The organism is Streptomyces sp. P9(2023) (genome assembly GCF_032436795.1).
Classification (GTDB): Bacteria; Actinomycetota; Actinomycetes; order Streptomycetales; family Streptomycetaceae; genus Streptomyces.
Window position 1 is genome coordinate 58,922 of record NZ_JAUPWM010000013.1, and the last position, 12,447, is coordinate 71,368.

Below are 12,447 nucleotides of genomic sequence, written 5' to 3' on the forward strand. Positions count from 1 at the left end.
ACGGCGCGGGCTGGACCGGGGAACTGCACAGCGCCTGAGACGGCGGCTGTATTCCTTCCTCGGCTGTCACCTCTTAAGTCATCGCACGGCTTCGAGGAGTGTTACGCCCAATCCGCGTGGCCCGAGTCACACCCCATGTGCGACGAAACGGATAGAACGGATGTTCATCGTACATTCGCGCCGCCGGAGCTCCCGCCGGCCCCGGGTCTCGTCACGATCCCCGGGTGCCGCGCGGTCCGCACGGCTCCGGTGAAGCGGATGCGGATGCGTGCGTACGCCTCGCGTGCCCGGCCACGGCCCGCGCGTCAGTGCTCGCGCGGAGCGGGCACGACGCGCTCCACCTCCGGGTGGACGGTGAGCAGCTGCCGCATGGCCGCCTCGGCCCCCTGCGCGTCACCGGTCGCGAGGCACTCGGCGATGCGCGCGTGGTGGGACAGGCAGGACTCGCCGGGGCGGTCACAGCCGGTGACCGGGCCGCCGGAGACCTGGAGCGCGGCGCCGACGATGCCGGACAGGTGCTCCAGCATGCGGTTCCCGGCGAGCTGGATCAGCAGGGAGTGGAACTCGACGTCGGCGCGGGAGAAGGTGATGCCGTCGCCCTGGGCGTATGCGTGGCCCATGATCTCGACCATGTCGGAGAGCCGCTGCTGGACGTCCTCGCGACCGTGCCCCGCGGCGAGCCGGGCGGCGAGGGGCTCGATCGTCCAGCGCAGCTCGTTCAGCTCGCGGCGCTGGTCGTCGCGCTGCGGGCCGAAGGCGCGCCACTCGATGATGTCGGGATCCAGCAGGTTCCAGTCGCTGACCGGCCGGACCCGGGTGCCGACGTTGGGGCGGGCGCTGACCAGGCCCTTGGCCTCCAGGACGCGCAGCGACTCGCGCACGACGGTGCGGGAGACCTCGAAGCGCTGACCGATCTCCTCCGGGACGAGCGGACGGTCCGCGCCGAGGTCTCCGGAGACGATCATCTGGCCCAGCTGCTGGACGAGCTGGCCGTGCAGTCCGCGGCCACGGCTGCCGGCGCTGCGACGACCGACCCGGCCGAGGTCCGTCTCCACCCCTTCCCAGGAGGGCGGACCCACGCGCTCGGCGACGGGCGCCTCCGCGTACGGGTATCGATCGAGATCGCCCGGGGCGCCGAGGCCGGAGTCGACGGGGCGGGCGGCGGTCATCATGGTGTGCGCAAGGGTACTCACGCATCCTTTGTCGGCGTCGCTCTCGTGACCCTTGAGGTCTTTGGTGAAAAGCACACGAAAGGGTGATCGGCGCCCCCTACACAATTGACGATTAATCGGACATACCCCGGCATTTTTAAGAGAGTTGCCAGGGAAGCGGACGCAATCAGTCGAGAAGTGATCACCAATGAGCCTTGCGATGAAGGCCGCTGATCACATACGCGCAGAGCAGCGCTGTCAACGCCACCGCCAGCGCCACCCCCACGGGCTGGGCGACCACGCGCAGCGCTCCCAGCAGCCAGCGGTCGGCCGCCGCCGGCCACTCCGCGCTGACGAATTCCCGCAGCCGGCCGGGGAGTCCGGCGATCGACCGGCCCGCGGGGCCCGAGGTCGCCTGCCGCAGCAGCGGAGCCACGACGACGGGCACCGCCAGCACCGCGGCGACGCCCGCCGCGGCGACCCGGAAGACCCCTGCCCCGAGCACCCCGGCCCAGGCGCAGCCGACAGTCAGACCGAGCCAACTCGCGCACAGCGCGGGCCAGTTCTCGGGTACGGGAATCAAATCACCGCCGTAGACGAGGCGGAGCGCCTCCAGGTCGGCCACCACGACGAGCACCGCGAGGACCACGGCCACCGCCGCCGCGACCGTGAGCTTGGCGAGCAGCAGCCCCAGCCTGCGCGGCACGACTCCCCGGCCGGTCGTGAGAGCCGGGTAGCGGTACTCGTCCCCGAACGAGAAGGCGCCGAGGAGTCCCGCCCCCAGGGCGGCGGGAGGCAGCGGCGAGAGCGCGGGCCAGCCGGCGAGGACGGTGGGCATGGGCGTCCTGCCACTGCGCGCGAGGAGCACCGAGATCACCACGGAGGCGACGAGGACCGCCGCCGCGACGAGCGGTGTCGCCGGTACGCCGAGCAGCCTGCGGATCTCGTACGTCAGCGGCCGCAGCGGCGATCGGACCGGCCGCCGGGGCTCGGACGGCCGGGCGGCCGGCACGGGCCGCCGTTCGGTCACGGGGAGTCGATCCGCGTCGGCCGGAGCACCGGAGGCGACGAGGTGGGTGTCGCCCACCTCGTCGGTCAGTCGGTGGATGAGGACGCCGTGGCGGAACGCGGTCTCGCCGATCGCGGCGCAGTCGCTGCCGTAGACGGACAGACGGTTGCCCCGCTCGGTGATCACTTCGACGGTACGGCGCGCGGCGCGCGCCTCCTGGGTGACGGCGGCGGCGAGCCGGGCCGCATGGGGCGTGCGGACGGCCACGCGCGGCCGCAGCCGTGAGTGGGCGAAGTCGGCCGCGTCCTGGGCCGCTACGAGTCGCCCCTTGTCGAGAGTGACGACCCGGTCCGCGTTGCGGGCCGCGTCCTTCGGATCCTCGGTGGTGTAGAGGACCGTGCCGCCCTCGGTGGCGTGGGCACGCAGGAGTTCGTGCAGCCAGGCGCGCTCGCGTGCGGAGAGCCCGGCACCGGGCTCGTCGAGCAGCAGCGTGTGCGGCTCGCCCAACAGGGCCGAGGCGAGGCCGAGTCGACGGTCCATGCCGCGGGACAGCCGGCCGACGCGCTGATCGCGCAGCCCGGCGAGCCCCACGAACTCCAGCATCTCGTCGGCCCTGGACGCGGGGGCCCCGGCCGCGGCGCTGAGCATCCGCAACTGGCTGCGCAGGGTCCGCGAGGGGTGTCCGGGGACGTCGCCGAACAGCACCCCCACCTCGCCGGCGGGGTGCGCGATGCGCTGGAGGGGCCGGCCGCGGAAGTAGGTGACGCCTCGGCCCGGCTCGAGTTGGAGCATCAGGCGCAGGGTCGTGGTCTTGCCCGATTCGGCGGGGCCGAGGAGGGCGGTGACCTGACCCGGGCGGGCGTCGAAGGTGAGATCGTCGACGGCGGGCGGGAGGTCACGGCGGGGGCTGCTGGTGAGTCCGATGGCCTGGAGCATCGCTTCTCTCGCGGTAGGTGAGACCGCTCCGCGGCAGGGCGGCTATCGAAGCAAGATAACGCTACATTTCGGACTTTTGGTGCAGGGTTGGGGCCTCGGGTCGCCCCGGAGCGGAGCGATCAGACCTCGGGGCGGAGCATCGGCGGGTTGAGCAGCGTCGCCCCACCGGCCCGGAACAACTGTGCGGGACGCCCGCCCTGACGCGTCGTGGTGCCGCCCGACGGAACCAGGAAGCCAGGCGTACCGGTCACCTTCCGGTGGAAGTTGCGCGGATCGAGCGCGACACCCCACACCGCCTCGTACACCCGCCGGAGCTCGCCGACCGTGAACTCCGGCGGACAGAAGGCCGTTGCCAGCGAGGAGTACTCGATCTTCGAGCGGGCCCGCTCCACGCCGTCGCCGAGGATCCGCGCGTGGTCGAAGGCGAGCGGCTCTGCCTGCCAGTCCTCGACGGACCCGTCCTTGCCCAGCAGCTCCTCCACCGGGGCCCAGCGGGCGCTGTTCGCGTCCCCGCCCGCGCGGGGGGCGGGCAGATCCGGGGCGAGCGCCAGGTGGGCGACGCTGACCACCCGCATCCGGGGGTCGCGCTCCGGGGCGCCGTAGGTGGCCAGCTGCTCCAGGTGGGCACCGTTGCTGGGCATGGGCGCCGCGGCCCCAGGGTCGTGGACGCAGAGCCCGGTCTCCTCCACCAGCTCTCGCGCGGCGGCCGCGCCCAGGTCCTCGTCGGCCCGGACGAAGCCCCCAGGCAGGGCCCACCTGCCCTGGAACGGCGGTTCTCCCCGCCGTACGACCAGGGCGCACAGGGCGTGACGCCGCACGGTGAGCACGACCAGATCGACGGTGACGGCGAAGGGCGGGAAGGCCGACGGGTCGTAGGGAGGCATGCCGTGATCATAGTCGTCTTCCTGACGATAAACACGCCCCTCTCCTGCATCGACGGTGACTTCTTCTCGTTCCCCCGGGACCTCGTCCGTCCTCGCGTGCGACATCCGGTCAGACCCCCAGCTGGAGGCCGTCGGCGGCCTCCTCGACCATGCCCAGGCCGAGCCTGCTCACCCGCACGGCGAAGGGCTCCCCGGCGACCCGGACCCCCGACAGCCGTACCGCCCCGAGCGGAGCCGACCGGACGGGGTGCAGGGCGACCGTCCCACCGGGGGCGTCCGGCCGGATGCCCACGAGGGCCGTGAGGAGGTGGACCGCGCCGGCGGCGGCCACCGCAGCGGGCCGGCAGGCCGTCGGGTGCGGAACGGGGACGGCCCCGGCCGTCCGCAGGACCCCGGCGTACATCTCGGGCAGCCGGTAGCCGAACGCCTCCGCCGCGTCGAGGCTCCCCCGCAGCAGGGACGCCGCCTCCCTCTCGTAACCCGCCGCGGCGAGACCGGCCACGGCCACCGCCGTCTCATGGACCCGCACCGCACCGGCCCGGTGCCCGAAGGGGTTGTGGCCGGGTTCCTTGGCGCCGAGGCTGCGCAGTCCCCAGCCGGAGTCCAGCGCGGGCGTGCCCAACAGCCGGGCCAGCTGTTCGGTGGCCGCCTTGTCCAGCAGACCGGGTGCGTACCGCCCGCCGCCCAGGAGGCCGGTGTCGAGAAGGTGGGCCGCCCAGCCGCCAAGCTGGGTCCACGGCCGTCCGCCCGGCACCAGGGCGGCGGCGGGCCTGCCACCGGACCGGTCGTCGAGCCAGAACTCGGTCCGGAACCGCTCGCGCAGCGCGCGGGCCCACTCCCGCCAGTCGTCTCCCCCGGGTCGGCCGCACCCGTCGAGCAGGTCGGCGCCGAGCAGGGCCGCGCGGTGGGCGTGGGCCTGGGTCTCGGCCCGCCACGGCCCGGCGGGTCCCGGGTCCGGGACGAACCCCTGCGCGTCGGCCGCGGCGCGGAGCCACCGGAGGCACCGCTCCGCCGCGGGAAGGAGCTCCATGAGGTCCTGCTCGGGCAGTCCCCACCGCCTCGCCTCGGCGAGCACGGCGGGGAAGGCGAGGGTGGCCTCGATGCCCGTGCAGCGAGGAGGGAGGAAGGGGCCGGCGTCCCTGAGAGGGCCCGGGATGCGCCCCGCCGCCGGCCCCGGCCTGTCGAGCTGGGTGCGCGCCAGGGCGCGGAGCGTCGAGACGGCGAGACGGGTGCCGAGCGGGAGGGCCAGGCGCGCGGCCCAGAGCGCCTCGGCCGTGACCGGTCCGCAACGCCATGGCACTCCGGCGGCGAGGTGGACGTCGCTCGGGTGGGCCGGGTCGCGCTGGAGGAGGGCCCGCAGGTCGTCGAGGGAGACCCGAAGGAGTTCGCCGAGCCGGGGATCGTCCCCCTCGGCACGGGCGTCCGCGAGGACGACGCCCCCGGGTCGCCCCGTCGCGGGGCCCACGGCCCCTGAAAGTCGCGGCGCCCGGTCCCCGCGCACTCTGAGCTCGATGGTCCGGGATGCCCCGGGCGCCAGCTCGACCTCCCAGCGAAGAATCCCGGCAGCGGCCAGCGCGTCCGTCGGAGACGGGTCGGCGCTGACGGCGGCGTACCGTCCGTCGCCACCTGTCCAGCGCATGCCCGTGCCGTGGACGCTCGCCGCGAGTTCCGGTCCCGCCCGCCCGGCCGCCACGGCGCCCAGGTCCGCGAGATCCGTGCCCAGAGCGACTTCCACCGGGATCCGGAGGGGTCTCCCGGCGGAACTGCGCAGGGTGATCCGCTCGGTCCCCTCGGCGTCGCGTGAGCGCTCGACGGAGATACCCGGGTCGGGCCCGATGTCTCCCGCCGTACGGACGACGGAGAGGAAGACCGCACGGTCCGCGCCGGCCTGGCGCCCCTGGAGGGCAAGGGGTTGGCGGCCGGCCACCCGCAGCACCGAGCGGGCGAGGAGGCGGCGCCCCGAGGCATAGACCCCTTCGAGGCCGCGTCCGGTGAGCTGGCCATGCTCGGGTGAGACGGCGAGGGCGGGCAGGGCCACACAGAGGAGCACGTGGTGCACCGAGGGCGGTTCCCCCGGTCGCGCGGCGGCAGGGGGCGTGAGGCCGACGGCTGGCGCCTGTCCGGCCGGGAGTCCGGGGGCTGGGGCGGGACGGGAGGCCATGGGTGGTGTGCGGTGCTCTCTGTGGGATCCGGGCTGCCGGTGAGGCGTGGGCGGCACGGGTCGTCGGGATCCGCCACAGAGGTGAACGCCGCTGTGGGCGGCCTGGTCACGGGCGTCATCGCCCGCTCCTCGTCTCTCGCTGTCCACCGCGCTGCCCGCCCTGCCGGGCCGCCGCTCCCCGCACCCGCTGGGGCGAGCCGTTGCCGGGACGGGTACCGGCCGGCCGCGTGCCCTTCCTGGGCGACTTCACCGATTTCACCGGCCTGCTGCCCCTGTCGGCTGCTGGGCGTGCGCCCTGGAGTACGACCGGACAGGAATTGTCGGGCGTCTCCGCGGCAGCCGTCCTCGACCCCCGTTCCTGGCGCAGACAGCTCCGGAGCGACTCGGGGTCGAGCCCCTCGTTGCAGGCCTGGTGCAGCAGGCGGGCGAAGACGTACTCGGGGTCGGCGTCCAGGGCGAGCCCGAGGGCCACCCGGGCGGCCGGTTCGTCGCCGGTGGACCAGGCCACCCAGCCGGCGAGGGTGAGCGGCGCCGCCGCGTGCTCGCCGAACGGTTCGACGCAGCGTCGGGCCAGCGCACGCCACAGCCGTAGCGCCGTGGTGCCTTCCCAGCCCTCCATCCATTCGGCGGCCTGGTCCCGTGTCTCGCGGTCCTGAAGCCCGAGGATCAGGGCGGCGGCCTCGTCGGCGTCGATCGTCGCGTCGTCGGCCGCGTCCTGCTCGGCCGTTCCGGTGCCGCGCTCCCGCGTGGGCACGGCTGTCCGCCGCGTGCCGTCGGCGCCCGCCCCGGCGGGCTCGGGGTCGGGGTCGGGGTCGGGGTCGGGGTCGGGGTCGAAGCGACGGAGGATCTCGCGGGCGAGCCTGAGGGTCGTCTCCCTGACCTCCGCCCGTCCCGAGCCGGGCGGACCGTCGAAGATGCGGGGGACGATCTGGGCCGCGGCCTTGTCCAGGGCCCTGCGCTGCCGTTCCTCCTCGGCCGACGGCGCCTTGGGCGTGAGCCGTGCCTCCATCTCCCGAAGTGTTCCCCGCACCTGGATTCCGGCGTAGGCGGCCGAGGCCGCCATGACGGACGTGCCGGTGAGCGCCAGAGGCGTGCCGTCCGGCGGGCAACAGCGGGTGTCGGGGCAGCAGTACGAGAAGTACAGGCCGTCGGAGATGCAGAGCGCTTCGTAGACGGGAATGTCGAGGGCGCCGCAGGCGGTGCGCAGGCGCTGGGCGAAGGGACGCAGCCGCTCCATCACATGGCGGCCCGTCTCGCCCGGTGCCGGGTCCTGGCAGACGAAGACGACGATGCCGTCCGGCCGCGTACCGCTCCGGACGCATCCGTCGACGAGGCACTCGGCGAGGTGCTCCGCCGTGGACGGCCATTCCTTCGCCGCCCGCGGGATGCCGAGCCTGACCCGGCCGCCGAAGCGTCCGAGCTCGCCGTGGAGTGCGACGAGGACGACGGAATCGGTCGGATGGAAGCCGAGCATGAAGGGGAGGGCGTCGGCGAGTTCGGCGGGGCCGCGCAGCGTGATCTGCTGGGTTTCGGTCGTTCCACGGAATTCGTGCGGGTTCGTGTTCATGGTCACGACGGTCTCGCACCGAGCGCCGACTCCGAAAGCCCTGTGGATAACTCACGGTGACGGCCCTAGCGGGTTTTCCACAGCCCGGGCGGCTCGTTCGCGCTTTGTCCGAGCCATCGGGTTGCATGGGGGCATGACCAACGCAGACCGCCTCGCCGACCGCGCGGCCCTCCGAGCCACCGCCGACGCCGTACTCGCCCGCCTCGTCGGGGACCCCACGGGCACGGCGAGACTGCGCGAGGACCAGTGGCGTGCCATCGAGGCGCTCGTCGCGGACAAGCGGCGTGCGCTGGTCGTCCAGCGCACCGGCTGGGGCAAGTCCGCGGTGTACTTCGTCGCGACGTCCCTGCTGCGCGAGGCGGGCAGCGGACCCACCGTGATCGTCTCTCCCCTGCTGGCGCTGATGCGCAACCAGGTGGAGGCGGCGGCCCGTGCGGGCATCCGCGCCCGCACGATCAACTCGTCGAACACGGAGGAGTGGGAGACCGTCCAGCAGGAGGTTGTGGCCGGCGAGGTCGATGTCCTGCTGGTCAGTCCCGAGCGGCTCAACAACCCCGACTTCCGCGATCAGGTCCTTCCCCGGCTCGCGGCGGCCACCGGCCTGCTCGTGGTCGACGAGGCGCACTGCATCTCCGACTGGGGTCACGACTTCCGGCCCGACTACCGCCGTCTGCGCACGATGCTGGCAGATCTGCCGGCCGGCGTTCCGGTGCTGGCGACCACGGCGACGGCCAACGCCCGTGTGACGGCCGATGTCGCCGAGCAGTTGGGGACGGGCGCGGGGACCGACGCGCTGGTGCTGCGCGGCGCGCTGGACCGGGAGAGCCTGAGCCTGGGTGTGGTCCGGCTGCCCGATGCCGCACACCGGCTGGCCTGGCTGGCCGATCATCTCGGCGAGCTCCCCGGTTCGGGGATCATCTACACGCTCACGGTGGCGGCGGCCGAGGAGGTCACCGCGTATCTGCGGCAGTGCGGGCACACGGTGTCCTCGTACACGGGCCGTACGGAGAACGCGGACCGGCAGCAGGCGGAGGAGGATCTACAGGCCAACCGGGTCAAGGCGCTGGTGGCGACGTCGGCCCTGGGCATGGGGTTCGACAAGCCCGACCTGGGCTTCGTGGTGCACCTCGGCTCGCCGTCCTCGCCGATCGCGTACTACCAGCAGGTGGGCCGTGCCGGGCGTGGTGTGGAGCACGCGGAGGTGCTGCTGCTGCCGGGCAAGGAGGACGAGGCGATCTGGCAGTACTTCGCGTCGGTCGCCTTCCCGCCCGAGGAGCAGGTTCGCCGCACGCTGGACGTGCTGGCGCATGCGGACCGTCCGTTGTCCCTGCCCGCGCTGGAGCCCCTGGTGGAGCTGCGGCGGACCCGGCTGGAGACGATGCTCAAGGTCCTCGACGTGGACGGAGCCGTGCACCGGGTGAAGGGCGGCTGGACGAGTACGGGGCAGCCCTGGGTGTACGACTCCGAGCGGTACGCATGGGTGGCGCGGCAGCGGGCGTCGGAGCAGCAGGCGATGCGCGAGTACGCGGCGGCGACGGGCTGCCGGATGGAGTTCCTGCGGCGCCAGTTGGACGACGAGGAGGCGGCTCCTTGCGGTCGCTGTGACAACTGCTCGGGGTCCCGGTTCGATCCGAAGGTGAGCGACGCGGCGCTCGACGCGGCCAAGGGCGAACTGGGCCGGCCGGGTGTGGAGGTGGAGCCGCGCAAGATGTGGCCTACCGGACTCACCGCGGTCGGCGTCGATCTGAAGGGGCGTATCCCGGCGGGCGAGCAGTCGTTCGGCGGGCGGGCGCTGGGCCGGCTCTCGGACATCGGCTGGGGCAACCGGCTGCGTCCGATGCTGTCGGAGCGGGCTTCCGACGGTCCGGTTCCGGACGATGTCGTGCAGGCGGTCGTGCAGGTGCTCGCCGACTGGGCGAAGGGGCCCGGCGGCTGGGCGTCGGGGGCTCCGGACGCGCCCGCGCGCCCGGCCGGTGTGGTCACGGTCGCCTCGCGCAGCAGGCCGCGGTTGGTGGGGTCGCTCGGTCGGCGGATCGCGGAGATCGGCCGGATGCCGCTGCTGGGGGCGGTGGAGTACGCACCGGAGGCCGAGGAGGTGCGGATCTCCCGGACGAACAGCGCGCAGCGGGTGGTGGGACTCCATCAGGCGCTGACCGTGCCTCCGGAGTTGGCTGAGCGCCTGGCCGAGGCTGGGGGTCCCGTGCTCCTGGTGGACGACCTGTCGGACAGCGGCTGGACGCTGGCCGTGGCGACGCGGCTGCTGCGCCGATCGGGTGCGGAGGGGGTGTTCCCCCTGGCGTTGGCCGTCCAGGCATGAAACGGGGAGTGAACAGTGGGTGTCTGGGCAGGGATATGGGTGGCATACCAGTCCATTCCAGTCAGCGGTCTCAATTGCTCGTTGCCGCTCGCGCACGGGCCAGCAAGAATTGGGAATCCGCCCGGCATGGCCCCGTAAGCGGTCCGGAAGGACTGCGCCGTGGTGCGCCCTCACTCGACCCTGCCCGCCCAGCGGGCGCGTATCCGAAGGGAGGACCGTGACCTTCGGATTCGCTCCGTCCGCAGCCACCTCGATCAACGCGTCGTCCGAGTCCGCCAGCCGCCTCGCTCGGATACTGGAGCCCGCCGAGTGGGCGGCGGCCGGAATTCCGCTGCTCCGCAACCCGCGTGAAGTCGTCAGCGGTCTGCACACCCGTCACCGGCCGGCGACGGGGACGGCGGTCGTCGCCGTGCTCGACCACGAGGAACGGCTCATCGCCAGCGCGTCGTTCACACGTCGTCCGATCCCTGCGGACGGCTGGGAGTTCCGCAACGCGCTCCTCGCCCATCTGCGCCGGGTGATCCCGCACGATCTGCGCCGTCGCACACCCGTACGGACGGCGGTGCTGCTCTACTGCCGTGACGGCGACGAGCGTTGGACGGAGGAGGACGGCGCCTGGATGTGGGGCTTGCGGGACGCCTGCACGCTCCACGGGCTGCGCTGCGGTGCGTACATCACCCTGACGCGCGGCGGCTGGCAGGTGCTGGGAGAGGGTCGCGGCGGGCGGTACCCCGGCTCGGGTTCGCGTCCGGCACCGCTCGGCGATGTCGCTTCCGAACTGGGCATTCTGACGCCGCGTACGGCCGGCGGGGCCGCCGAGCCACTGCGCCGGGCCGCGGCACGCTGAGGCGTTCGCGCCGGTGCGCTGAGGCGTTCGCGCCGGTGCGCTGAGGCCACGGCCCGGCCACCCGCGAGGGGCGGCCGGGTCAGGACCGCGAGTGGTGTTGCGGCTCAGACACCCGCGCCGAGCACGGCGTTGATGCGCTCCGGGTCACCGCAGACGATGAGCAGCGCGGTCGCGCGCCCCATCGCCAGGGGCAGCGCCTTCGCCGCCGCGTCATCCGCTCCGCCGTTGACGGCCACCACGACCACGGGCCGGGCGGTCGCCCGCTCCGCGGCGGTGGCGTCGGCGAAGAACACGTCGTCGCCGGCGTCCTGCTGGGCCCAGTAGGACGCCTCGCCGAAGGACAGCTCGTGCGCCGCCCACGGGTGCTGCTCACCGGTGGTGAGCACGAGGATGTCGCCCGGGGCTCGGCCGCTCTCCAGGAGCAGATCGACGGCCTCTTCGGCGGCGTCGAGCGCACCGTCGGCCGGGGCCGGAATCAGCTGGATCTGCGGACCGGTCCGCTGCTCGGAACGATTCTCCGCGCGGGCCGACGGGGACGGCCCGGCACCGGGGTGCGGGCGGGGTACCGGCGGTCCTGGCCTGGCCGGCGCGGGGCCGGGACGCCCGGGTCGCGGCGAAGCCGCGGAACGCGGACCGGGTACGGGACGGGGGGTCGGCGCGGGGTGGCCTGCGGCCGTGCCGCGGGGACCCTGGGCACTCTCGTGAATCTGAGGCTCCTCGGGGATGAGAGGCATGAGTGGATGTCTATCAAACGCCGGCGCGCGGAGCTCCGGCGGGTGGGCACAATCGTGCGACCCGGCTGTCGGCCGAAGGCCTGCCGGGAAGTTCAGAAGTCGAAGCCGAGCTGGCCCCCGCTTTCCAGTGCGACCGCCTCGGCGGATATGCGGACCTTCTTGAGATGCCGCCACTGGGGCAGCGCGTCGAGATACGACCAGGAGAGCCGGTGGTACGGAGTGGGGCCCCGCTCTTCCAGGGCGGCCTTGTGGACCGGCGAGGGGTAGCCCGCGTTGGCACCGAACCCGTACGCCGCACACGCCTCCGTCTCGATCTCCAGCTCGGCCATCATCGCGTCGCGCCGCACCTTGGCGATGACGGAGGCCGCCGCCACGGCGACGCAGGACTGGTCGCCCTTGATCACCGTACGGACCTTCCAGGGACTGCCGAGGTAGTCGTGCTTCCCGTCGAGGATCACCGCGTCGGGGCGGACGGGCAGGGCGTCCAGCGCGCGCACGGCAGCCAGCCGGAGCGCCGCGGTCATGCCCAGTTCGTCGATCTCCTCGGGGGAGGCGTGGCCGAGGGCGTAGGCGGTGACCCACTTCTCCAGCTCCACGGCCAGCACGGCACGGCGCTTGGGGGTGATCAGCTTGGAGTCGGTGAGCCCCTCGGGGGGCCGGCGGAGGCCGGTGACGGCCGCGCAGACCGTGACGGGACCGGCCCATGCCCCGCGTCCGACCTCGTCGACCCCGGCGATGATCTTGGCGCCGGTGGTGGCTCGGAGCGAGCGCTCGACAGTGTGAGTGGGTGGTTCATAGGGCATGGCGCCAGACAGGTTACGCCGATGTGGCCCGCCCGCGA

General features: G+C 73.5%; 9 protein-coding genes. 2 read left to right on the plus strand and 7 right to left on the minus strand.

Features of this window, described 5'->3' with window-relative positions:
- Positions 1–305: 305 nt before the first annotated feature.
- The 5 genes from Q5762_RS19160 to Q5762_RS19180 all read right to left on the minus strand — a co-directional run bounded on the left by Q5762_RS19160 (position 306) and on the right by Q5762_RS19180 (position 7,708).
- Positions 306–1,193, minus strand: coding sequence for a FadR/GntR family transcriptional regulator (locus tag Q5762_RS19160; RefSeq protein WP_315893371.1), 888 nt, complete (start codon positions 1,191–1,193; stop codon positions 306–308).
- A 160-nt stretch (positions 1,194–1,353) separates the two neighbouring features.
- Positions 1,354–3,096 carry an ATP-binding cassette domain-containing protein gene (locus Q5762_RS19165; protein WP_315893372.1) on the minus strand — a complete coding sequence of 581 codons (1,743 nt, stop codon included), beginning with the start codon at positions 3,094–3,096 and terminating at the stop codon, positions 1,354–1,356.
- A 119-nt stretch (positions 3,097–3,215) separates the two neighbouring features.
- Complete coding sequence (locus tag Q5762_RS19170) at positions 3,216–3,980, minus strand: NUDIX domain-containing protein (protein WP_315893373.1); 765 nt, start codon at positions 3,978–3,980, stop codon at positions 3,216–3,218.
- A gap of 109 nt (positions 3,981–4,089) precedes the next feature.
- The gene (locus tag Q5762_RS19175; RefSeq protein WP_315893374.1) at positions 4,090–6,141 is read right to left on the minus strand and encodes a glycogen debranching N-terminal domain-containing protein; all 2,052 of its coding nucleotides are present in this window, start codon (positions 6,139–6,141) and stop codon (positions 4,090–4,092) included.
- A 115-nt stretch (positions 6,142–6,256) separates the two neighbouring features.
- Positions 6,257–7,708 carry a DUF4192 domain-containing protein gene (locus Q5762_RS19180; RefSeq protein WP_315893375.1) on the minus strand — a complete coding sequence of 484 codons (1,452 nt, stop codon included), beginning with the start codon at positions 7,706–7,708 and terminating at the stop codon, positions 6,257–6,259.
- Between the two features lie 133 nt (positions 7,709–7,841).
- On the opposite strand from Q5762_RS19180, the gene Q5762_RS19185 reads away from it, so the two are divergent.
- The gene (locus tag Q5762_RS19185) at positions 7,842–10,025 is read left to right on the plus strand and encodes a RecQ family ATP-dependent DNA helicase (protein WP_315893376.1); all 2,184 of its coding nucleotides are present in this window, start codon (positions 7,842–7,844) and stop codon (positions 10,023–10,025) included.
- Between the two features lie 217 nt (positions 10,026–10,242).
- Positions 10,243–10,872 (plus strand): hypothetical protein, encoded by a 630-nt coding sequence (locus tag Q5762_RS19190; RefSeq protein ID WP_315893377.1) that lies wholly within the window; start codon positions 10,243–10,245, stop codon positions 10,870–10,872.
- A gap of 104 nt (positions 10,873–10,976) precedes the next feature.
- Here Q5762_RS19190 and Q5762_RS19195 read toward each other — a convergent pair whose 3' ends face one another.
- Both Q5762_RS19195 and Q5762_RS19200 read right to left on the minus strand, forming a co-directional pair.
- Complete coding sequence (locus tag Q5762_RS19195; protein WP_315893378.1) at positions 10,977–11,606, minus strand: hypothetical protein; 630 nt, start codon at positions 11,604–11,606, stop codon at positions 10,977–10,979.
- Between the two features lie 92 nt (positions 11,607–11,698).
- The gene (locus Q5762_RS19200; protein WP_315893379.1) at positions 11,699–12,409 is read right to left on the minus strand and encodes a ribonuclease HII; all 711 of its coding nucleotides are present in this window, start codon (positions 12,407–12,409) and stop codon (positions 11,699–11,701) included.
- Between the last annotated feature and the right edge of the window lie 38 nt (positions 12,410–12,447).

What these genes read in the sequence shown, in the direction of transcription:
- Q5762_RS19165 (WP_315893372.1), bottom strand. Translation starts at nt 3,096, where the DNA reads ATGCTCCAGGCCATCGGACTCACCAGCAGCCCCCGCCGTGACCTCCCG.
- Q5762_RS19185 (WP_315893376.1), top strand. Translation starts at nt 7,842, where the DNA reads ATGACCAACGCAGACCGCCTCGCCGACCGCGCGGCCCTCCGAGCCACC.
- Q5762_RS19200 (WP_315893379.1), bottom strand. Translation starts at nt 12,409, where the DNA reads ATGCCCTATGAACCACCCACTCACACTGTCGAGCGCTCGCTCCGAGCC.
- Q5762_RS19175 (WP_315893374.1), bottom strand. Translation starts at nt 6,141, where the DNA reads ATGGCCTCCCGTCCCGCCCCAGCCCCCGGACTCCCGGCCGGACAGGCG.
- Q5762_RS19180 (WP_315893375.1), bottom strand. Translation starts at nt 7,708, where the DNA reads ATGAACACGAACCCGCACGAATTCCGTGGAACGACCGAAACCCAGCAG.
- Q5762_RS19195 (WP_315893378.1), bottom strand. Translation starts at nt 11,606, where the DNA reads ATGCCTCTCATCCCCGAGGAGCCTCAGATTCACGAGAGTGCCCAGGGT.
- Q5762_RS19170 (WP_315893373.1), bottom strand. Translation starts at nt 3,980, where the DNA reads ATGCCTCCCTACGACCCGTCGGCCTTCCCGCCCTTCGCCGTCACCGTC.